The 20,935-nt window shown below is 50.0% G+C and carries 18 protein-coding genes, 1 tRNA gene and 1 pseudogene; 3 read left to right on the top strand and 17 right to left on the bottom strand.

Features of this window, described 5'->3' with window-relative positions:
- On the bottom strand, positions 1-1,061 hold a 1,061-nt coding region (locus tag AB4Z29_RS20385), incomplete at its 3' end, for an IPT/TIG domain-containing protein (protein WP_441944821.1).
- A gap of 417 nt (positions 1,062-1,478) precedes the next feature.
- Between AB4Z29_RS20385 and AB4Z29_RS20380 the strand changes: the two are divergent.
- Positions 1,479-1,865 (top strand): annotated as a pseudogene (locus AB4Z29_RS20380) (NAD(P)H-dependent oxidoreductase); the annotation flags it as partial.
- A 136-nt stretch (positions 1,866-2,001) separates the two neighbouring features.
- Here the strand turns inward: AB4Z29_RS20380 and AB4Z29_RS20375 are convergent.
- Positions 2,002-2,077 (bottom strand) — tRNA-Ala (locus tag AB4Z29_RS20375).
- Positions 2,078-2,120: 43 nt separating this feature from the next.
- Complete coding sequence (gene nrdR / locus AB4Z29_RS20370; protein ID WP_183560458.1) at positions 2,121-2,603, bottom strand: transcriptional regulator NrdR; 483 nt, start codon at positions 2,601-2,603, stop codon at positions 2,121-2,123.
- 142 nt (positions 2,604-2,745) lie between these two features.
- On the opposite strand from nrdR, the gene AB4Z29_RS20365 reads away from it, so the two are divergent.
- Positions 2,746-2,964, top strand: a complete 219-nt coding sequence (locus AB4Z29_RS20365; RefSeq protein ID WP_053377233.1) for an alpha/beta-type small acid-soluble spore protein — start codon at positions 2,746-2,748, stop codon at positions 2,962-2,964.
- A gap of 110 nt (positions 2,965-3,074) precedes the next feature.
- On the opposite strand, the gene AB4Z29_RS20360 is transcribed toward AB4Z29_RS20365, so the two are convergent.
- The 14 genes from AB4Z29_RS20360 to AB4Z29_RS20295 all read right to left on the bottom strand — a co-directional run bounded on the left by AB4Z29_RS20360 (position 3,075) and on the right by AB4Z29_RS20295 (position 19,963).
- On the bottom strand, positions 3,075-3,641 hold the full coding sequence (locus AB4Z29_RS20360; RefSeq protein WP_441944831.1) for a lytic transglycosylase domain-containing protein: 567 nt from the start codon (positions 3,639-3,641) through the stop codon (positions 3,075-3,077).
- Complete coding sequence (coaE, locus tag AB4Z29_RS20355; RefSeq protein ID WP_441944820.1) at positions 3,638-4,234, bottom strand: dephospho-CoA kinase; 597 nt, start codon at positions 4,232-4,234, stop codon at positions 3,638-3,640. Before coaE ends, AB4Z29_RS20360 begins: the two co-directional genes overlap by 4 nt.
- 15 nt (positions 4,235-4,249) lie before the next feature.
- Positions 4,250-4,966 carry an MntP/YtaF family protein gene (locus tag AB4Z29_RS20350; protein ID WP_441944819.1) on the bottom strand — a complete coding sequence of 239 codons (717 nt, stop codon included), beginning with the start codon at positions 4,964-4,966 and terminating at the stop codon, positions 4,250-4,252.
- 128 nt (positions 4,967-5,094) lie between these two features.
- Positions 5,095-5,949: a DNA-formamidopyrimidine glycosylase gene (gene mutM, locus AB4Z29_RS20345; protein WP_441944818.1), complete on the bottom strand. Its 855-nt coding sequence runs from the start codon at positions 5,947-5,949 to the stop codon at positions 5,095-5,097.
- Positions 5,950-5,998: 49 nt separating this feature from the next.
- Entirely contained in the window at positions 5,999-8,677 is a 2,679-nt protein-coding gene (gene polA / locus AB4Z29_RS20340) for a DNA polymerase I (protein WP_441944817.1), read from the bottom strand.
- A 100-nt stretch (positions 8,678-8,777) separates the two neighbouring features.
- Positions 8,778-9,998, bottom strand: a complete 1,221-nt coding sequence (locus AB4Z29_RS20335) for an EAL domain-containing protein (protein WP_441944816.1) — start codon at positions 9,996-9,998, stop codon at positions 8,778-8,780.
- Positions 9,995-11,539: a GGDEF domain-containing protein gene (locus AB4Z29_RS20330; RefSeq protein ID WP_441944815.1), complete on the bottom strand. Its 1,545-nt coding sequence runs from the start codon at positions 11,537-11,539 to the stop codon at positions 9,995-9,997. The genes AB4Z29_RS20335 and AB4Z29_RS20330 overlap by 4 nt, the downstream gene beginning before the upstream one ends.
- Positions 11,540-11,728: 189 nt before the next feature.
- Positions 11,729-12,388, bottom strand: a complete 660-nt coding sequence (gene phoU / locus AB4Z29_RS20325) for a phosphate signaling complex protein PhoU (protein ID WP_441944814.1) — start codon at positions 12,386-12,388, stop codon at positions 11,729-11,731.
- A gap of 51 nt (positions 12,389-12,439) precedes the next feature.
- A complete protein-coding gene (gene pstB / locus AB4Z29_RS20320) occupies positions 12,440-13,195 on the bottom strand; it encodes a phosphate ABC transporter ATP-binding protein PstB (RefSeq protein ID WP_138755402.1) in 756 nt (251 codons plus the stop codon).
- 41 nt (positions 13,196-13,236) lie between these two features.
- Positions 13,237-14,112, bottom strand: a complete 876-nt coding sequence (gene pstA, locus AB4Z29_RS20315; protein ID WP_441944813.1) for a phosphate ABC transporter permease PstA — start codon at positions 14,110-14,112, stop codon at positions 13,237-13,239.
- 1 nt (position 14,113) lies between these two features.
- Complete coding sequence (pstC, locus tag AB4Z29_RS20310; RefSeq protein ID WP_246431658.1) at positions 14,114-14,977, bottom strand: phosphate ABC transporter permease subunit PstC; 864 nt, start codon at positions 14,975-14,977, stop codon at positions 14,114-14,116.
- A 189-nt stretch (positions 14,978-15,166) separates the two neighbouring features.
- Positions 15,167-16,168, bottom strand: coding sequence for a PstS family phosphate ABC transporter substrate-binding protein (locus AB4Z29_RS20305; protein ID WP_441944812.1), 1,002 nt, complete (start codon positions 16,166-16,168; stop codon positions 15,167-15,169).
- 100 nt (positions 16,169-16,268) lie between these two features.
- Complete coding sequence (locus AB4Z29_RS20300; protein ID WP_441944811.1) at positions 16,269-17,639, bottom strand: methyl-accepting chemotaxis protein; 1,371 nt, start codon at positions 17,637-17,639, stop codon at positions 16,269-16,271.
- A 254-nt stretch (positions 17,640-17,893) separates the two neighbouring features.
- Positions 17,894-19,963, bottom strand: coding sequence for a beta-galactosidase (locus tag AB4Z29_RS20295; RefSeq protein WP_441944810.1), 2,070 nt, complete (start codon positions 19,961-19,963; stop codon positions 17,894-17,896).
- Between the two features lie 121 nt (positions 19,964-20,084).
- Here AB4Z29_RS20295 and AB4Z29_RS20290 point away from each other — a divergent pair, with 121 nt between their 5' ends.
- Positions 20,085-20,933, top strand: coding sequence for an AraC family transcriptional regulator (locus AB4Z29_RS20290; protein ID WP_441944809.1), 849 nt, complete (start codon positions 20,085-20,087; stop codon positions 20,931-20,933).
- The last annotated feature ends 2 nt before the right edge of the window (positions 20,934-20,935 follow it).

The following is a 20,935-nucleotide window of genomic DNA, read 5'->3' as shown; positions in this document are numbered from 1 at the left end:
GCTTTGTACGTATACTGGTCAGCCGCTGATGTCGCGGATGTGCCGCCCGGCGTCGTTACCCTTACGTCTACTGTTCCCGAGCTACCCGCCGGAGCGGTTGCCGTGATTTGCGTTGCYGAATTTACRGTAAAGCCYGTCGCCGCCGTTGCACCAAACGTCACCGCYGTTGCACCAGACAGATTCGTTCCGRTCAAAATGACGGTCGTSCCTCCGGACGTCGGACCCGCCGTCGGCGAAATGCTCGTAATCGTCGGCGCAGCTTTGTACGTATACTGGTCAGCCGCTGATGTCGCGGATGTGCCGCCYGGCGTCGTTACCCTTACGTCTACGGTTCCCGAGCTASCCGCCGGAGCGGTTGCCGTGATTTGCGTTGCCGAATTTACAGTAAAGCCTGTCGCCGCCGTTGCACCAAACGTCACCGCTGTTGCACCAGACAGATTCGTTCCGRTCAAAATGACGGTCGTGCCTCCGGACGTCGGACCCGCCGTCGGCGAAATGCTCGTAATCGTCGGCGCAGCCCCCGAGGCTTCCGAAAATACGAAGTCTTGAAATGAAGCATAATCTGTCGCGCTTATTACAACTTGTTTAACATCACCTGTTGAAAGAGTAATTGGTGAGAGTTGTGATGGACTAGCAATTTGATCAAATATATCTGTCGTATTATTCGCATAGGTAAGTTCAATTGAAACCGATTCCGTATAAGGCGCAATTGCGCTGAACTGCGAAATCCTGAATGAATCACCGGATTCGAGACTAATTGTCAACTTAACAGCGTTCTCGATACCGGTATATGCATAGAGCCCTCCGGCATCCACACCTAACCCATTACCTGAAACTGAACCACCTGAAAACGTAAAAGTTTGATCGCACACCGTTCTAGTAATCGATGTTTGATCCCAATTAACCAAATCTTCGTCAGCTGGTTCAAAGGTTAAAGGTTCGCAATCTGCTGCATAGGTAACATTCGTAATACCGCTCAACGATAAATTCCCGAAAATGATAAGTGCCATGCATAATAAAACCGCAAGCACCTTCTTTGCCCTGTTAACCGAAAGTACCATAATAGGATCCCCCTAGCTTTCATTAATATAAAAATTTTCCATTCAACATTATAAATTCGATTAATCAGCTCAATAATCCTGCGTAAATTGTAAAATTCGCTCATAAAATGTTAGTTTGATTACTAGTGTTGCATAAACCTTCATACCTATTTAGTTGGAAAATTCAGAAATTAATTTCTCTGTTCAAAACTATGGACAGGAACTACCTACCATTCCATCGTAAAAGATCTTTTTTATGTCTAGGTACATTAATTACAGAAAACATAGAATATTCAGATAACATTTATGCAACGCTAGTGCAGTTGGATATGAAAATTTGCAATAGATCCAGGCTGGAAGCTCATCCGTATGACTTTGCGGGGACCCTGAAATTCCACTTCGTTCGATCAACTAAGGTTTCCATACGTAAGCTATCATCTTAGGACGATTGTTGATCAATTCGTGACCGCTGATAAGTACGTATACGTATCACCAATGTGGAACTTCTCGATCCCGCCGGTTTTGAAAGCATACACGGATGCGACTTCAATTCCGGGGAAGACGTTCAAATATACCCAAAATGACCCTGTAGGCTTGTTGCCCGAAAAGAAAGCTTTGCACATACAAGCGAGCGGTTCCGTTTATTCGGAAGGTCCTTTTGCAACGCTTGAAATGGGGTACACCTATTTGAATAAGATTTTACAGTTTTATGGGGTTCCATCGATTGAGGCAATTTTTGTGGAAGGAACGTCATTATGGGAGCAGGCTCCATCTATAAAAGAAAAAGCAATCGCACATGCGAAGAAAGTTGCCCAACGTTTCTAATGTAAGCTCAAAAAGATCACGCCTACAAGAATCCACCGAAACAGTGGTCGCATCGCGGACAGTACCTCTAGGTTCAATTGGGCCCCACCAAACAATAAAAAAACCACTTCCGAAGAAGTGGTTTAAGTTTAATGTTTGGTGGAGCCTAGGGGGATCGAACCCCTGACCTCTTGCATGCCATGCAAGCGCTCTCCCAGCTGAGCTAAGGCCCCAAATGACGACAAGATTGATATTAGCATATGGTGCTAAGATCTGTCAATCCTTATCTATCATACTGTTGAGCGGATGCTTGGACAACAGATTGTTAAGCTCCTTCATGAACATATCGATGTCCTTGAATTGACGATAAACGGAAGCGAAGCGGACGTAGGCTACCTCATCAACCGGATACAGCTCATTCATAACGATAGCTCCTATGTCGCTGCTGTCGACCTCGGCATGTGCCGTCGTGCGCAGCTCCTTCTCTACCTCGGATACGATAACCTCGAGACGCTCAACTGGTACTGGCCGCTTCTCGCACGCACGGATGAGACCTCGCAAAATTTTGTCGCGGCTGAACTCTTCACGGCTTCCGTCCTTCTTGATCACAATAAGAGGTGTTTCTTCAATCATCTCGAAAGTTGTGAATCGGCGGCTGCACTTCTCACACTCGCGGCGACGGCGGATTGATTTGTTCTCGTTGGCTGGCCTGGAGTCTAATACTTTCGTTCCGGCATAGTCGCAGTATGGGCATTTCATAACGGATATTGCCTCCTTTCCTGTTCGCAGAATGCCTTAAAATCGGCTATTCAGAAATAATTTTAATTTCCATGTAATTCCTGTAATGAAGTTTGGATTTTTGCACATAATACTTTTACCAACCGCAAGGAGGTGAACATACATGAGCGCATCCCGCAGCAGTAACCAATTGGTAGTGCCACAAGCGACAGCTGCCCTTGATCAAATGAAATATGAAGTTGCTCAAGAGCTAGGCATCGCGATTCCGCAAGACGGATACTACGGCAACATGGCTACAAAAGACGCAGGCTCCATCGGGGGATACATTACCCGCCGCCTAGTGCAAATTGCCGAGCAATCCCTTGCTGGTCAATACAAATAATGATTCATTAAAAGTTGTATGAATAACGGAAGCTTTGGCTGGGCCCGTCCATGAAGAGACGGGCCACCAAGGCTTCATTGTATTTTCGAATGGGCAATTGCTCGTTTGGATTAAAAGCTAGGATATAAATCCTTATACTTATTATAATAATAAATAACCCGCTGTACATAGTGCCTCGTCTCACCGAATGGGATTTCCTTAACCTTTTCCATCGATCCATCCCACACGCCTGTATCCAGCCATTTCCGAACGTTGCCCGGCCCAGCATTATAGGCAGCAACGGTAGCGACCATATTCTCATCAAACTGCTGATTCAACGACTTTAAATACCAAGATCCAACCTCGATGCTGACATCCGCGCGGTGCCGGAGCGTATCCTCCGTAACATCTTGAAACCCAGCCTTTTGCACAACCCACTCTGCCGTATCCGGCATAATTTGCATCAAGCCCAAAGCGCCTTTCTTTGAATCCTTGCCTGTCTGGTAATTCGTTTCACTGCGTATAATCGCGGCAACCAAGTGCGGTTCAACCTTGTAATTGGATGCGCTGGCCCGAATATCGTCTTTATATTTCACGGGATACATCACTGTGGCCAGCCAGTCCGATTTCAGAAACATAATCGTCAGCAGCCCCAGTAAAAGCACCAGAAGAACTCTTTTCTTCAGCAGCACTTTCATAGCAAGCACTGACTTTCCCAGAATGCATCCAGCTGGCGTTTCGTTTCCTTGAGCGATCCGCTGTTGTCGATGACAAAGTCAGCCAGCGCGCGTTTCCGTTCGATATCCATCTGCAGCGCTATCCGGCGAACGGCTTCTTCCTCCGTTACTTGATTCCGCGCCATTAATCGAACCTTCTGCAGCTCTGCAGGCACGTAAACGACCATAATGCCGTCATACAGCTCTTCCTGCTTGGTTTCATACAGCAGCGGCACGTCAGCTACGATCAGCCGGTTTGGAAATTGCTCCGCGTAGGTATGTATAGTCGCCTGCATGCTTGCGCGAATGGCTGGGTGCGTAATGGCTTCGAGCTTCGTCAGCATGCTTTTGTCCTGAAAAACGATAGCTCCAAGCTCCTTGCGGTTAAGAGAGCCATCGCTTTCAATCACAGCTTGTCCAAACGTAGAGGCAATTGCCTCCAGTGCCGGCTGGCCCGGAAGCACGACCTCTCTTGCGACTTGATCGGCATCGACCAGCAGCGCACCGCGTTCCACCAGCATGTTGGCGATAGTGCTCTTACCGCTGGCAATACCGCCGGTTAATCCGATTCTCATCCATTTCACCTCTAATTATAACAGCTTCATGATTCCCATCATGATCAATAATATGCCTGGAAGCAAAGATAATGTTTGCATGCCTCTCCAAGCCGAGAAACGAAAGCCGAAACGCATTCCGCCTATTAAGAAGATGGCACTTGCAGCCGCGATCGTCAAAGCCGTCAGCAAGGAAGGCAGGCCGATCAATGCTGCGCCAAGCCCAGCACCGAATGCATCGAGTGACAACGCCACGCCTAGCATGATTGCTTCCGATGCGGAGATCGTTCCTGATTTGTCGACATCGGCAGCTTGCGGCGTTTTTAGAATCTGTATGACTAGGCCCAGCCGCTTCAGCTCAACCATGACAACGAGTGCAGCACTCGCAATCTCGCCCGCATGGGCATGCGGACTGCCTTCAGCCGCCGCTGCACTCTCAAGCCGAGAAGCATCCGTAGTATCGACAGACTCGTCAGCATGCTTCCCTTTTCTAAGCTGCAGCAGCGCCCATCCGCCGATGAGAATAAGCACACAGGCACCGATGAGCCGCGCTGCGAATTCGGACAGAAAGCTGGTTAGCAAGCCGCCGACCTGCATGGATAAATAAATAATCAAACCCGAGCAGCAAGCAATGATAAGTACCGACAGCATAGGGATGCGAATTCTCCGCAAGCCGTACGTAACGCCAACACCAAATCCATCCAAGCTAACAGCAAAAGCAAGCACTAACAGTGAAGCAACATGCGCGAACAATCGTAAAGTCCCTCCCCGCACGGCGAATATCCGGCTCACTCAGAAGCTCCGAGTAGTCATTCGCCTATTGTTCGTAACACATCTATCATATGCGGGGAGTATTTGTCTGTGCATGTCGATCCAAAAAGCTACTTTGCCTTGAGCTGTCCTGCTTCCTCCAATGTCTGGCATTTCCTGCAAATATGCGTGCCTCTTCCGCCAACGACAAATTTATGAATCGGTCTGGAACAGTTCGGGCATGGCTCATCCTTCTTGCCGTAGACGAGCAGTTGATGCTGGAACATCCCCATCTCGCCTTGCCCGTTCACGTAAGACTTAATCGATGAACCGCCCGCTTCTACCGCATGCGCAAGTGTTGACCTTATTGCCTCATACAAACGTTTCCACTCCGCCGGCTTCAATGAACGAGGCGAACGCTCGGGATGAATGCGAGCCTGAAACAACGCTTCATCCACATAAATGTTGCCAAGTCCGACAATATGCTCTTGATTGAGCAGCAGCGGCTTAATTTTCGTAGCCCGCTTCTCCAGCTTGCTTCGCAGCAATTCAACTGTAAAGCCCGGCTCAAGCGGCTCTATGCCCAGCTTGTTCAGCGGCGGCAGCTCCAGCTCCTGCCCTGCTGTGAACAGATGCATCGTGCCGAATTGACGCACATCCTTGTAGCGGAGATCTGTGCCGTCCTCGAAATGAAAGATCACATGCGTATGCAGCTCAATCGGCTCGTCCGAAGGGAACACGCCGTAGCGGCCTTCCATGCGCAAATGCGAGACCAGGACGAGTCCGTCCAATATGATTCGCAGAAATTTGCCGCGACGCTCAACGGTCTGAATCGTATGTCCAACCAAAGCATCTGCGAACTGTTCAGGCTCAGCAGGGCGCTGTATAATACGCGGGAGTTTTACCGTAACGGACTGGATTCGTTTTCCCGCGACAAGTTCAATTAACGTTCTTCTTACGGTTTCTACCTCTGGCAATTCAGGCATTTTCTCCTCACCTCAACAACCATTATACCCGAAACAGCGCGCCAGCGGGTTACTTTGCTTCATACCAATTGTCACCGAAGCTCATATCGGCCTTAAGCGGAACGTCCAGCTTAAGCGCGCCAGCCATAACTTCCGGCACCAGCGTCTTCATCAGCTCCAGCTCTTCCTGCGGCACCTCGAATACGAGCTCATCGTGTACCTGCAGCAGCATGCGGCTCTTCAGCTTGCGCTCGCGCAGCGTCGCATCCATATGCACCATCGCCAGCTTGATAATATCGGCTGCCGTACCCTGTATAGGCGTATTCATGGCCGTGCGCTCCGCAAAGGAACGAAGGTTGAAATTGGAAGCATTAATGTCGTTCAGATAACGCCTGCGCTCCAGCAGCGTCGCCACATAGCCGTCACGCTTAGCTTGCTGCACGATATCATGCATATACTGGCGAACGCCTTTGAAGACTTCCTTGTAATCTGAGATAAACTTTCCGGCCTCATTACGCGTGATGCCAAGATTCTGTGATAAGCCAAAATCGCTGATGCCATATACGATACCGAAGTTAACTGCCTTCGCTGAGCGGCGCATATTGGAGTCTACCTCTTCGGCTGTTACGCCGAACACATCCATCGCCGTCTTCGTATGAATATCCATATCGTGTATGAAAGCTTCCTTCATGTTCTCGTCATCTGCAATGTGCGCAAGCACGCGCAGCTCAATCTGCGAATAGTCGGCTGCGACAATGGACCAGCCAGGCTCGGACGGCACGAATGCCTTGCGGATTTGGCGTCCTTCTTCCAAGCGGATCGGAATATTCTGCAGGTTCGGGAATTGACTGCTTAGACGGCCCGTAGCTGCAATCGTCTGGCGGTAATAGGTATGGATCTTGCCCGTTTCCTTGCGTACCTCCTTCAGCAGCCCTTCTACATAAGTGGACTGCAGCTTGGAGAGCTGGCGGTAATGCAGGATGAGCGGAATAATGTCATGATAAGGAGCGAGCTCCTCAAGCACCTCTGCATCCGTAGAATAACCTGTTTTCGTCTTTTTCTTGGCGGGCAGTCCCAGCTTCTCGAACAGAACCTCGCCAAGCTGCTTTGGTGAACCAATGTTGAATTCCATCCCAGCAAGCATGTACACGTTGCTAATGATTGTCGTAAGCTGCCCCTCCAGGTTGCGGCCAAGCGCCTCCAGCTCCTCGGATTTCACCTTAATTCCCTGAAACTCCATACCGGCGAGAATACGGGACAATGGATGCTCCATGTCAAAATAAAGCTTGCTCATTCCCGTTTTGCTTAGCTCCTCGGTTAATAGCGGCACCAGCTTCCGAACCGCTTCCGCCTTTAGAGACAAGTGCCGGTATAGCGTATCCGCATCCGGTACTTTGAACTTCGCGCCCTTCCCATATACCGCTTCATCCGGCGGCAACAGGGACAGACCTTGCTTCTCGTTGATACCGCTCAGTGTCTGACTTGCTTCGGTTGGATCAAGCAGGTATGCGGCGAGCTGAACATCGAACGCTGAACCTTCGAAGCCAATTCCGCTCCACTTGAGCGCAAGCTCCACCTTATGCAGGTCAAAGCCGTACTTCGGCTTGTCCGCTTGCTCTAGCCAGTCGCGCAGCTTAGCGGCAAAAGGCTGCTTAAGCACGGAGTAAGGCATCGCGAATACGGCATCTTCAGCTGCAATCGCGAGACCGATCAGCTCGGCATGATGCGGGTTTTCGCCAATCGCTTCGATGTACAGGCCGTTTTTATCTGTTTTGGCGAGTATGTCCACGAGTCGGTCAAGCGAGTCTTTATGCTGCTCGGATTCGATCACGTGAATCGACAGATCAGCGGCTGCGGCCTGCGCTTCTTCTTCCATATCGCCTGCTTCCGCGCCAAGCTGCAGCCGTTCAATCAATGACTTGAATTCGAGCTTGCGGAACGCTTCGGCCAGCTTGGGCCCGTCATAACCCGCATAGCTGATCTCGTCTATGCTTTTCTCGAACGGCACCTCGCGGAAGATCGTCGCCAGCTTCTTGCTCATCTCCGCATCGTCCTTATGCGTCTCGATGTTTTCCTTCAACTTGCCCTTCAGCTTGTCCAAGTTGGCAAGGACATTCTCGACCGTGCCGTGCTCATGCAGCAGCTTCAGCGCCGTCTTCTCTCCAACGCCCGGAACGCCAGGGATATTATCGGAGACATCGCCCATCAGACCCTTCAGATCGATAATCTGCATCGGCACCAGTCCGTATTTTTCTTGGATGGCTTCTGGCGTGTACAGATCAACCTCGCTGACACCCTTGCGTGTAACCGCAATCGTCACCTTATCGGAAGCAAGCTGCAGCATATCCTTGTCCCCGGTTACGACGAATGTCTCGACGCCTTTGTCGTCGGCAGCCTTCGTAAGCGTGCCGATAATGTCATCCGCCTCATAACCAGCCAGCTCGTACTGCGAAATATTAAAAGCACCCAGCAGCTCTTTGAGCACGGGGAATTGCTCCGACAGCTCCGGCGGCGTCTTCTGTCTTCCGCCTTTGTATTCCGCGTAGCCTTCGTGGCGGAACGTAACCTTTCCGGCATCGAACGCGACCAGCACATGCGTCGGTTTTTCTTGCTCAAGCAGCTTGAGCAGCATCGTCGTAAATCCGAATACCGCGTTCGTATGGCTGCCGGACGAATTCGTCAGCGGCGGGATCGCAAAAAACGCGCGGTAAATGATACTATTTCCATCAATGAGCATCCATTTTTCCATAAGGAATCACACCTTCTTTATGTAGCTTTCATACGTTCCATTATAGCACAAAACGACTTTCCCCAAGCATCGCTGCCTAAGGAAAGCCTATCTTTCACGATTATTGCTTATTCGTATCGAACGGTGCTGGCCGTCCTAGCAAATAGCCCTGTGCATATTGGACGCCCATTTCGCGAACCTTTGCCAACTCCTCTTCCAACTCGATTCCCTCGGCTATGACCGAAATGTCCATTTTGAGCGCAAGCTGGATCAATGTATACAGGATATGCTCCTTCATCTCATCGAGGTGGATATTCTGGACGATGGAACGGTCAACCTTCAAGTAATCAGGACGCAGCTCCACGATTGACTGCAAAGAGGAATAACCCGCGCCTACGTCATCAATTGCGATTTGATAGCCCTGACTTCGGTAATGCTCCAATGCTTTTTTGACCGTTCCGAAATCAGCAATCGAATTCCGCTCCGTTATTTCAAACACGACATGATGCGGCGAGAGCTTATGCTGCTCCAGCAGACTTAACGTTTGACCCGGCGAGAAGCTGGGATCCTCCATAATTTGCGCCATCACATTGATAAATAGCTTCTGATCGGGCGCCAGCGGAATGCAGCCGTCTATCGCCTTCTCTCTAGCCAGCCGATCCAAGGTGTAGGTTAAGCCTTCCTTCTCCGCGAAGAGGAATAAATCCATCGGACCCGCGAACCACGAGCGGTCCTCGGTTCTGGAAAGCGACTCATATCCGAATATTTTCCCTTGCTGCTGAAGCGATACAATCGGCTGATACACCGGATAAATCATCCGATCGTGAATGATCTGATCGATTGCGCGCCGTTTCATGCTGTGTTCCATTGCGTCCGCTGCTTGGCCGTGCAGGATCGCTTTTTTCATCACCTCATACCAGACCAATCCGTCAGCCGTATTCGAATCATTCGATGCAACGGCTACACCGACATGAAGCCGGGCTTCCATGCTGTCCGAGGCTATTTTGTCCAGCCCGTCGATAAAACGCTGCTCCCACTCCGTCGTATGCTTATGGGCAAGCTCAAGCAGCCAGCCCTCCAGCAGTTTGACCTTGCCTGTGGGCAATCGCATATGTATGAAGAGATCCTCCTTCACCCATTGAAGCCCCTCATACAGTAGTGAACTATTAAAAGCTTCCTCCGCCTCGCGCTCCGCAAATTCATGCCACTGCTCCTGCAACGAGGCAATACTGTCCATCTGATCGTCGGAGGAAAGCTGCCATGACAAATAGATTATGCCAAGATGGCCGGTGCTTTCGTTGTCCGCTCCGTTTAGCCGCCATATGTCTCGTACTTGTCTCAATTTCGGTTCCGTTCCTCTCCATGATGCATTCCTGATATATGATCCATGACGCAGATGCTGCCCTTCAGCGCCTTCGCCTGCTTCTTCAGCATGGCTGCCCGTCTTGGAATCTCCTCCGTTACTAGCGGTACCATGCCATCCCACAGCATGAGTGACAAAGAGAGCGTCACACCCTCCTGTTCAACGGGATTTCCGTGACGGTCCTCTACGCTTGTGACCTCAACTCCACCATAAAATGCTTTTATACCTTGATCGAAACGCTTAATCAGCGCCTCGCACAAGCTTTCGGCTAGTGAGGACTTGGTTACTGCAATGAAATCGTCCCCGCCGATATGACCGATAAAATCATCGCTTCCGCCGAGGAGATCAAGCTCCCTGCGCAATAAATCGCCCAAATAGCGTATTAAGTTATCGCCCATCCCGAAGCCAAAGCAATCGTTATACCATTTGAAATAATCCAGATCCGCATAAATGACTGCGAACGGTTCCTTTTCACCGATTCGCCGGCTCAGCTCCAGCTGAATTTCTTCATTGCCAGGCAGACCCGTAAGCGGATTAGCCGTGCGTGCCGCTTCCGTGCGGAGCGTTGTCATGCACTCTAGAATGGAGCGGATGGATGCCGCTCCTGCCATCTGACCGTCCTTCGTAATGAGCACAACATCGTACAGCTGCGAGAATTCACGCGCCATCGCAAGCTGCGATACATGTTCGACGGACAGCTGTTCATCCACGATAAGCGGCTGGTTATTCATGATTCGCTCCACTGGACGGTTCCAGTAAAGAGGGAGCCCGAATTGACCGGCAAGCATCTGATGCAGCTTTTCCTTCATGAGTATGCCGATCGGCCTTCCTTGATCCACAATAACGGCGCCTTGCGCTTTCGCATTCGTATCGAATAGGTAAGCGACTTCCGACACTCTAGCCCTTGCAGGAAAAACCGGGAACGGGACGGCCAGCGTCCCGATCCGAACCGATCTCCCATGGTATCCCGTCAAATCCTGCTGGATGGCCGTTTCACTAGCCGCAGCTGATAATCCATAACCAGCTTGGCTCAGAACGCCAGCCGCGCTTGCTTCCTTCCTCTCCCTGCCAAGCGATACGTTATAAGCGCTATGCTCCATCGCATCGAGCAGCATCCGGTATACAACCGCTTCCGAGGAGCGGCCTGTTGCAGGGGGGAATGCGGTAGACAAGCCTATGCTTACCTCCACCTCATGCTCTGCTCCATGCTCCTTCTCCTTCTCCGCATTGGACACGACTTTGCGAAGCTTCCCATACAGACGCTCGAGCGCCTTTTCGATCACCTTGATAATCGGTTCGTCCTTCTGCTTGCGATCGATTAGAAAAAAGTAATCCCATTCCAGCCGCTGCCGCCAAAATATAGCTTTCTCTTCGCTTTCCCACATCTGCAAAGCGTTCTCCGCCGCTGCGTTCCCCAGCCGAAACCGAACATAAATGACTCCTATGCCGCCTTCATGCCAGCGCTCTTTAATGCTGCGGAGCATATCTCGATTGAATAACCCAACCCCGACTCCATTCATGCCATTCCCCTCGATCGAATTTCGTCTATTTCAGTTCCTTTGACACTTACTTTAACAGCCGATTGTGAATAGAGATGCATAGATATGTTAATGTTCGGTAAAATTCGACATTACATAGTTCGAATGACCTGATAATATAAAAACCGTCCAAGCACATTTGCTTCGACGGTTTATAGAAGAACATTTTTGCTACACGTTCAAATCCGGCCTGTTGCCCGTTACGAGGTATACGACGCTCTCGCCGATATTCGTTGCATGATCGCCGAACCGCTCCAAATAGCGGCCAACGAAGCTCAATAGCGACGATTGCGTAATATTTCGAGGATTCTCCATCATAAGAGAATATAGCTCACGTGTAATTTGGCCGTAAAGGGCATCGACCTGATCGTCGTCCTTCGCCATTTTGTATGCCAAATCCACGTTCTCTTGAATAAAGGACTGTATGGACTCATAGGTCATAAGCTGAACGATTTCCGCCATGCGAGGCAAATCAATCAATGGTTTAATGAGCTCCTGGCCTTCCAAGCGGAGAACAACCTTGGCGATATCTACAGACAGGTCACCCATCCGCTCCAAATCGCTTGCAATCTTGAACGCGGATAGAATGCGACGCAGGTCCTTAGCTACCGGCTGCTGCGTAGCGATAAGCTTCGAGCCAATTTCTGTAATCTTCTCTTCCATCTGGTTCAGCGACGGATCCTTCGCGATGACCTGCTTGGCACGGGCAACATCAACCGACTTCAGCGCTTCCATTGACTCAACGAGCGCTTTTTCCACGAATGTACCCATGTCGATCAACAGGTTATGAAGATGCTCCAATCCCTGGTCAAACTCTTTGCGTGTGGTCATCACAACGGCATTCCTCCTACAAATTATGTTGCATTTATGGCTAACTCCGGCTTAGCCGAAGCGACCGCTGATATAATCTTCCGTGCGCTGATCCGTCGGATTGGAGAACAGCTTCTCCGTATCCGAATATTCAATGACTTCCCCGTTAAGGAAGAACACGGTTTGGTTCGATACGCGGGCTGCCTGATGCATGTTGTGAGTAACCATCACGATCGTATATTTATCCTTCAGCTCCTGGGCAAGCTCCTCGATCTTAAGCGTGGAGATCGGGTCTAGCGCAGAGGTTGCCTCATCCATGAGCAGGATGTTCGGATTGACGGCAAGGGCGCGTGCGATGCAGAGGCGCTGCTGTTGCCCGCCGGATAAGCCGAACGCCGAACGCTTCAAATGATCCTTGACCTCTTCCCAAAGCACGGCTGATTTCAAGCTGGTTTCTACGATTTCATCGAGCTCGCGCTTGCTTGTGATGCCGTGCAGGCGCGGCCCGTATGCCACGTTGTCGTAGATTGATTTCGGGAAAGGATTCGGCTGTTGGAACACCATTCCGACTTTTTTGCGAAGCGTCTCGACGTCTACCTCATTCGAATAAATCTCGGTCCCGCCGATCGCTATCCCGCCTTCGATGCGCGTGCCCGGAATCATGTCGTTCATCCGGTTGAGCGTACGAAGCAGCGTCGATTTGCCGCAGCCGGATGGTCCGATGAAAGCCGTAATGGCTTTCTCGGGAATTGTAAGCGATACATCCTTCAAAGCGTGGAAAGCGCCGTAAAATAAATTCAGCTTGTTAATGTTAATAAGTGCTTCCATGTCGTTTTCCTCCTAAAATGGTGAGCTTGTGCGGCAGCGCCTTACACGTTCTTCTGGTATTTGTTGCGTAGCAGGATAGCCGAGAAGTTCATCAGCAGCAAGAGCGCGAGCAGCACGATAATACCGCTTGCCGCGAGTTCCTTGAATTCGAGCTGAGGCTTCGACAGCCAGTTATACACTTGAATMGGAATAACGRTAAAGGAATCCTTGAGTCCGTCCGGCAAAAATGCAACGTACGTGAGCGCACCAATCATTACAAGCGGTGCCGTCTCGCCGATTGCCCGCGACATGGCAAGAATGACGCCTGTGAGAACACCTGGAAGAGCCGATGGCATAACCGAACGGGAAACGGTTTGCCATTTGGTCGCACCGAGTGCGAATGATGCATCGCGGCGCGATTTCGGAACAGCGCGAATCGCTTCCTGCGCTGAAACGATAATAATGGGAAGCACTAGCAGCGTCATCGTGAGCGCGCCAGCGATTAGACTTCGGTCAAGCGAGAGAAGCCGTACGAACAAGGTCAAGCCGAGAATGCCGTAGACAATGGATGGAACGCCCGCAAGCGTACTGATATTCAGTTGAATCATCCTTGTAATGCGGCCTTTCTTTGCGTATTCCTCCAGATAGATAGCCGCGCCAACACCGAAGATGAAAGAAATCGGCGCCATGATTAGCAGCATATAGATCGTGCCGACGAGCGCCGACTTCATTCCCGATCCTTCCGCTTTGCGGGAAGGGAAATTCGTGAACAAGTCTGGCTGCAGTCTTGATATACCATCTATGAGTATATCTATGATAAGTGCGCACAGGGCGAGTACGCCGATTGAAGTCGCTATGACGAATAGGATATGCAGCATCCAGTCCGTCCTACGCCGGCCCGCAATTTGCTTGCGGTTCGCATCTTGGAATATGTTCATCTTAGTACTCCTCTCTGAATTTTCTTGCAATGTATTGGGCAAGAATATTGAGCAGGAATGTAATGACGAACAGCGTCATGCCGACCGCGAAGATCGATCCGTACTCAATCGTTCCGTGCGGCGTATCTCCAAGGCTGACCTGAACAATGTAAGCGGTCATCGTCTGGATGCTGTCGAGCGGATTGGCTGTCATGTTAGGCGTTGAGCCCGCCGCGACCGTAACGATCATCGTCTCGCCGATTGCTCTTGAGAATGCAAGCACTGCTGATGCGACGATGCCGGAGAAAGCAGCTGGCACGACGATTTTCAAAGCAACTTCAAATCTGGTAGCGCCAAGGGCATACGCACCGTCGCGCAAAGTACGCGGCACCGAAGACATCGCGTCCTCGCTAAGCGAGCAAACCATTGGAATGATCATGATGCCAACTACGATTCCTGCGCTTAACGCGTTGAACACGCCAGCGCTGTTGAAGATGCTTTGAATAAGCGGCGTTATCAGGCTAAGAGCGAAATAACCGTATACGATCGTAGGTACGCCAGCCAGCACCTCAAGGATCGGCTTGACGATTTTGCGAACCCGTTTAGGCGCGTACTCCGATAAGTAAATGGCACTGGCAAGGCCAAGCGGAATAGCAACTAAACAAGCGATGAATGTAATCATTAACGTGCCTGACAAGAGCGGCAGAACACCGAAGCTTTTGGGCGGGATTAACGGTGACCATTTGGTCCCAAACAAGAAATCGAAAATCGGTATTTTCTGAAAAAACTGATACGTTTCTGAGATGAGCGTGACGACGATGCCTATTGTAGTTAGAACGGATACGGAAGCACATAGGAACAATAGGATCGGCATCACTTTATTCATGATGCTAACGCGTTTATTTTTGAAGTCATAGGCTTCCTTGCTTAATGTTTGAGCTTTATTGACCGTTTGCAGCCCTTGCCTTGGCATTGCGGCGTCCTCCTTCTTGCCTTTACAATTCGTTTACATATGTGCCGTGAAAAATGTGATGTCCCTCGAGACACCACATTTTCATTTAGACAATTTTAATGATTATTGGATTTTTGCTGCTTCCGTTGCATATTGCTCATCTGGAAGGGATACATAGCCAACTTCGCCTGCAAATTTTCCAATGTTGTTGATGTAGTATTTCGCGAATTCTTTAACTTCTGGACGTTCAAGCTCTTTGTTGCTTACATAGATGTAGAGCGGACGGGACAATGGTGCATAGCTACCGTCTTTGATCGTGTCGTAAGTCGGTGCAATTGCTCCGCTGCCGCCGTCAACCGGAACAACCTTCAATTTGTCTTGGTTTTCTTCAAAGTAAGCGAAACCGAAGTAGCCAATGCCGTATTTGCTGCCTGCTACGCCTTGAACTAGCGCGTTGTCATCTTCAGAGAAGCTGATTGCTTTATCGTTGCGAATGCCGGCTTTATCAAGAATTGCTTCATTGAAATAATCATAAGTTCCGGAATCAGCGCCTGGTGAGAACATAACGATCGGCTCAGCAGGGAATGTATCGCGAACGTCTTTCCAAGTAGCTACCGTGCTGCCAGTAACGAAAATTTTGTTAAGCTCTTCAACCGTCAAATGGTCGATAAAATCATTGTCTTTGCTTACGACTACGGACAAGCCGTCAAATGCTACGGAAAGCTCAGTGTACTCAATGCCTGCATCCTTACATGCTGTTGCTTCTTCTTCCTTGATTGTGCGGGAAGCATCTGCAATTGCGATTTCGCCTGCACAGAACTGTTTGAAGCCGCCGCCTGTACCGGATACGCCAACAGGTACGCGTACGTCTGTGTGCTCTTTGTTGAATTCTTCAGCAGCAGCTTCTGTAAGTGGGAACACGGTGCTTGAACCGTCGATTTTAATTTCGCCTGACAATTTCACTGCTTCTTCCGTTGGTGCGTTAGTAGCCGTATTGTTTGTAGCGCCTGTATTTTCTGAACCTGTATTTGCACCGTTTGTATTATTACCGCATGCAGCCGCAAATGCGAGCAGCACCACCATCGACAACATCAAGATCCCCTTAAAGCCTTTTTTCTTTAACAACTCTACCACTCCTCTTATTTTGTCTCTCAGGGTCATCCCCCGTGCCTCTTATACTACTAGCCGTTTGTAAACCTCGTATTCTGTTTTTGTAAACTCCATGTTAAAAATAAGATTGCTGCAGTTTTTCCATTTCGTCAGCAACATGAATCGCTTGCTGATGCGCCTGCTCGGACAACAAACCGATCTGCTCGCTGCTTTTTCGGTTATCCGCAGCGGCGCGAAACAGGCGATTAAAGGCTTCTACCGCCTCATTCACATGTGACTCACTAGCTATCGTCTCACTCCGACCGGCATGTGCCAGCGTAGTCGTCTGCGAGATTGCTTCTACGACGGTTTTCGTTAATGTCGTAATTTCATTTGCGAACAGCTTCGTTTGGCTGGCCAGCTTCATGACCTCGCCTGCGACTACCGCAAACCCCAGCCCATGCTGGCCTGCGCGCGCTGCTTCTATAGAAGCATTAAGAGCAAGCAAGTTGCTTTGCTCCGCGAGCTCCTTGATCTGCGAGGAAACCTTGCTGATCGAGCCTGCTTCTAACTGCAAGTCATTCATGCGTTTTTCCTGCTGCTGTGAATGGGAGGCAATCGCTCCAAAAGCTTGCGTCACCTTATCAAGCTCATTCTTGCCGGTTAGCGTTAGATCGACCATCTGCGCCGAAAGCGATTCGCCCTGCGCTGTTGACATGCGAACGCTGCTTACCGCGTGCTCTATATCCTTCACTCGCTTCTCAGCAGAGCGGATCGTATTCTTCTGTACATCCACCGCCTCCTGCTGAAGCATTCTGGAGAGCTTCAACAAATCGGATACGGTCAATATTCCTGCCAGTCTATGGTTATCGGTAACGATTACGCAATCGTAGAGTACACGGTCATCCCGGCTTAGCGCGCTATCGATTAGCTGCTGCGGTTCATCGTTATGATCGACGAGCAGCGGAGCTGCGTCCATTAGCTTTGTAATCGGCTTGTCATCATACAGATCGGCGCTAAAGCGATGGCCAAGCTTCAGGAAAAAGTGATTGCGCATCATTAAGCCCATCGGAGCCCCTTGCTCGTTCGTTACAATAATGCATTCGCTTTCCGGATGCTTCTTGAACACCGAGATCGTTTCTCGGCAGGTTCGCTCTGCGCTTATCGTCGGTGCTTGGCGCAAGAACTCCATCAAACGTACCGTTTGCGAGACTGGCTGCTTTGCAGCATACAAATCCTTTGCTTCCTTCTTTGCTTCCTTCTTTGCTTTCTTCTCCGCTTCTTTCTGATCCTTTGCTTGTCCGGCAGCTATTTGCTGCTGCTCTGCTTGTCCGGCAGCTGTTTGTTGATCCTTTGCTTGTCGGGCAGCTACTTGCTGCTGCTCTGCTTGTCCGGCAGCTGCTGCTGCTTCCTGCTCCTGGTGTCCGTTAAGTGGTGCGTTCGGATCAGTACCTTCATTTTGCTCATTTACAAAACGGTTTTCTTTCTCCAGAACAGTCGATGTCACTCGCCATCACCCTTCCTTCTATTTCCTTCTGAACTCACTATAGGTCGGAAGCATCAACAGCAATGTGCAGAAATGTTATCGGAATGTTAAATTCGACATATTTTCAAATAAATCTCGTAAAAAAACGACCCGTACACTGCGCCGGCCTATGCCATATTTACTATTGCTTGAAGCATGAAGTAGCAACACGCCAAAAAAGGCTGTGCGCACTGTACAGAAACCTGTACGGTACACACAGCCTTTTCTTTTAAAAGCTAATTCGAACTGCGTTTCAAGATTCGGACGCTGTAAGCATCAAGCGCCACACGCTCGCCGGCAGCATCGCCGGTAAGCAAATCGGAATAGCTGCGGCTATCCAAATTGACAGACGCTGCATCCGCACTGAAATTAGAGACGAATACATAATCATTCTGGCCATCAGTCCGCAATTGCGCGGTAACGCCAGCAGGCAAGTCCGTTTCAAGCACGCGTTTAATTCCCTCTTGCTCTACGATTTTCGTGACCAAATCATTCGTGAAGGCTGCCTCATTGCGAGAAGCAATATAGTAAGCTTTACCCGCACCTAGACGATTAACGGTCAAAGCCGGACGTCCGGCGTAGAAATCCTCGCCGTATACCGCAAGCGCTTCTGCTCCCTCCAGATGGATCAGATCGCATAGTTCCTTAGCCGTATACTCACCGCTTAGTCCAAGAGCATTATTTTCATTCAGCACCACTCGGTTCGAGTCATGGTCATGCAAGGAATCAATCTCCTCGGACCAAATGCCCAGCGTCTTGCGAAGCGGTCCTGGGAAGCCCGTAAGGAAGCATAGGTCGTTCTCATCAACGATACCGCTCCAGTAGGTAGCGATGAAGATACCGCCATTTTCAACGAAGCGCTCGATGCGTTCGCCAACGCCTTTGCGAACCATATATAGCATTGGTGCTACAAGCACCTTGTAGTTGTCGAAGCTGCATTCCGAATCGATAATATCGACAGGAACGCCCAAATCCCAGAACGGACGATAATGACGTTTCGCCGTTTCCTCATAGTGCAAGCCTCCGTTGCGCGGACCTTGAGAATCCTTCACAGCCCAGCGGTTCTCCCAGTCGTAAATAAGGGCAACCTCCGGCTTCACTGTCGTGCCGACAACCTCATTCAGCTTCTCAAGCGTCGCACCAAGCTCGGCAACGTCGCGGAACACGCGCGTATGCTCATGGCCAACATGGTCAACGACCGCGCCGTGAAGCTTCTCGCTCGAGCCCCTGCTCTTGCGCCACTGGAAATACTGAACCGTATCCGAGCCATGCGCCACCGCTTGTAGCGAGGACAGCATATGCATCCCTGGACGCTTCACCTTGCTTACCGGCTGCCAGTTCGTCATGCTTGGCGTGCTTTCCATCAGCATGAACGGCTTGCCGCCGCCTAGTGAGCGGAACACATCATGGTTGAAGCCGATCCAAGCTGCCAGCTCGCTGTCGTCGCCGCCATTGTCATGCCATGTCGGATATGCATCCCAAGAGATCATATCGAGCAGATCGGTAAATTTCCAATAGTTCAACGGTTCGAAATCGAGCATGAAATTCGTCGTAATCGGCAGTTCGCTGTTCGCTGCGCGAAGCGGTTCAATTTCATTCCGGCAGAAATCAACCGTTTGGTCCGTAACGAATCTTCTCCAGTCGACGTTCTGTGCATGAACGGCTTTTTCCCCGCGCTCTGTTGGAGACTCAATTTGGCCGAAGTCCGTGTAAGTATGACTCCAGAATGTCGTCCACCAAGCATCGTTAAGCGCGTCGATCGTTTCGTATTTATTTTTGAGCCAGCCGCGGAATGCGTCTTCGCAAAAATTACAATGGCATTCGCCGCTGTATTCATTGGATATATGCCAGCCAATTACCGCAGGGTGATCCGAATAACGCTCGGCAAGCTTCGTATTCATGATGGTGACCTTTTCGCGATAAACAGGCGAGCTGAAGCAGTGGTTATGGCGTGCGCCGTGCAAATTGCGAATGCCATTCGGAGCTACGCGCAGCACCTCCGGATATTTCTGCGACATCCATATCGGACGCGCACCGCTTGGAGTAGCCAGCAGTGCATAAATGCCGTTTGCAGCGAATGTATCCAGCAGCGTATCGAGCCATTCAAATGTGAATACGCCTTCCTCAGGCTCAATCGCCATCCATGCGAAGATCCCTACGGACATCACATTGCAGTGTGCTAGCTTCATGAGACGAATGTCTTCCGCCAGCACCTCAGGGTGTTTCTGCCATTGATCCGGGTTATAGTCTGCACCATGCAGCATTTGCGGAATTTTCGAGCTAATCGGTGGGAATTTCAAAGTCATTTCAGCGACCTCCAGTTTCATCTTGATTGCAGCGGTTATTGGATATACTATAATGATATTCATATTATAACTTGTTCATATAAGTAACTATATAACAGTATTTTCGCATCACTTTAAAAATATGAAACAGGAGGTTATTAACATCGACACGATGGTTTTTCCCATTTTGACCGAGACAGACACCATGCTTCCCGTTTATTTGACAAGTATCGGGCATTGGAGCAACCAAGAGTCGATTGACCGGCCCAATGGTTATCCGCATTTTCAGTGGCTTCAGGTCATTAGCGGCGCAGGAGAACTGCATGTTGGCGATCAGCGGATGACGGTTCGCGCCGGTCAGGGATTCTGCTTATTCCCGAATGAGCAGCATCAGTATTTCTCGATACAGGAGCCATGGGATGTCATATGGATGAGCTTCCGCGGCGATTTATCCAACAAGCTGTTCCAGCAGGCCGGTATTACGCAATCTGGTGTTTATTCAACCGCTGATCATGATATGATTGTTACCCATATGAAAAACATTTACGCCATGACTCAATCCGGACGTTCCTTCCTTGGGCTCGAATGCTCGAAGCTGGTTTACATGTTTTTACTCGATTTGATGAAGGTTATTCTTGTGAGCTCCAATTCCGTGGAACAGAATTATTTGAAGCTTCAGCCTGTTCTGCAATACATCGAGGCACATTATAGCGAGCTCATTACGATAAAGGATTTGGCAGGCTGCATGGAAGTAACGCCTCAATACTTATGTCTGCTGTTCAAGAAATCGCTGAAAATGCGCCCGATGGAGTATGTGAACCGAGAGCGCGTCAATCGGAGCAAAGAACTCATGTTCCGCGAAAGCGAGATCAAGATGCATGAAATCGCACATCGCGTCGGCTTTGATTCTCCCAGCTATTTCAGCTCCGTATTCCGGCGGCTGGAGGGATTAAGTCCAGAGCAATTCAAAAAGATACACGGCATGCGCTAGCT

The organism is Paenibacillus sp. 2TAB23, from assembly GCF_052115165.1.
Classification (GTDB): domain Bacteria; phylum Bacillota; class Bacilli; order Paenibacillales; family Paenibacillaceae; genus Pristimantibacillus.
This window is presented reverse-complemented; position numbering and strand designations above follow the sequence as displayed.

Coding starts and splice junctions, on each gene's coding strand:
- phoU (WP_441944814.1), bottom strand. CDS start 12,388: ATGACCACACGCAAAGAGTTTGACCAGGGATTGGAGCATCTTCATAAC.
- AB4Z29_RS20360 (WP_441944831.1), bottom strand. CDS start 3,641: ATGAAAGTGCTGCTGAAGAAAAGAGTTCTTCTGGTGCTTTTACTGGGG.
- polA (WP_441944817.1), bottom strand. CDS start 8,677: ATGGAAAAATGGATGCTCATTGATGGAAATAGTATCATTTACCGCGCG.
- nrdR (WP_183560458.1), bottom strand. CDS start 2,603: ATGAAATGCCCATACTGCGACTATGCCGGAACGAAAGTATTAGACTCC.
- AB4Z29_RS20330 (WP_441944815.1), bottom strand. CDS start 11,539: ATGAATGGAGTCGGGGTTGGGTTATTCAATCGAGATATGCTCCGCAGC.
- AB4Z29_RS20290 (WP_441944809.1), top strand. CDS start 20,085: ATGAAACAGGAGGTTATTAACATCGACACGATGGTTTTTCCCATTTTG.
- pstC (WP_246431658.1), bottom strand. CDS start 14,977: ATGAATAAAGTGATGCCGATCCTATTGTTCCTATGTGCTTCCGTATCC.
- mutM (WP_441944818.1), bottom strand. CDS start 5,949: ATGCCTGAATTGCCAGAGGTAGAAACCGTAAGAAGAACGTTAATTGAA.
- AB4Z29_RS20295 (WP_441944810.1), bottom strand. CDS start 19,963: ATGACTTTGAAATTCCCACCGATTAGCTCGAAAATTCCGCAAATGCTG.
- pstB (WP_138755402.1), bottom strand. CDS start 13,195: ATGGAAGCACTTATTAACATTAACAAGCTGAATTTATTTTACGGCGCT.
- coaE (WP_441944820.1), bottom strand. CDS start 4,234: ATGAGAATCGGATTAACCGGCGGTATTGCCAGCGGTAAGAGCACTATC.
- AB4Z29_RS20365 (WP_053377233.1), top strand. CDS start 2,746: ATGAGCGCATCCCGCAGCAGTAACCAATTGGTAGTGCCACAAGCGACA.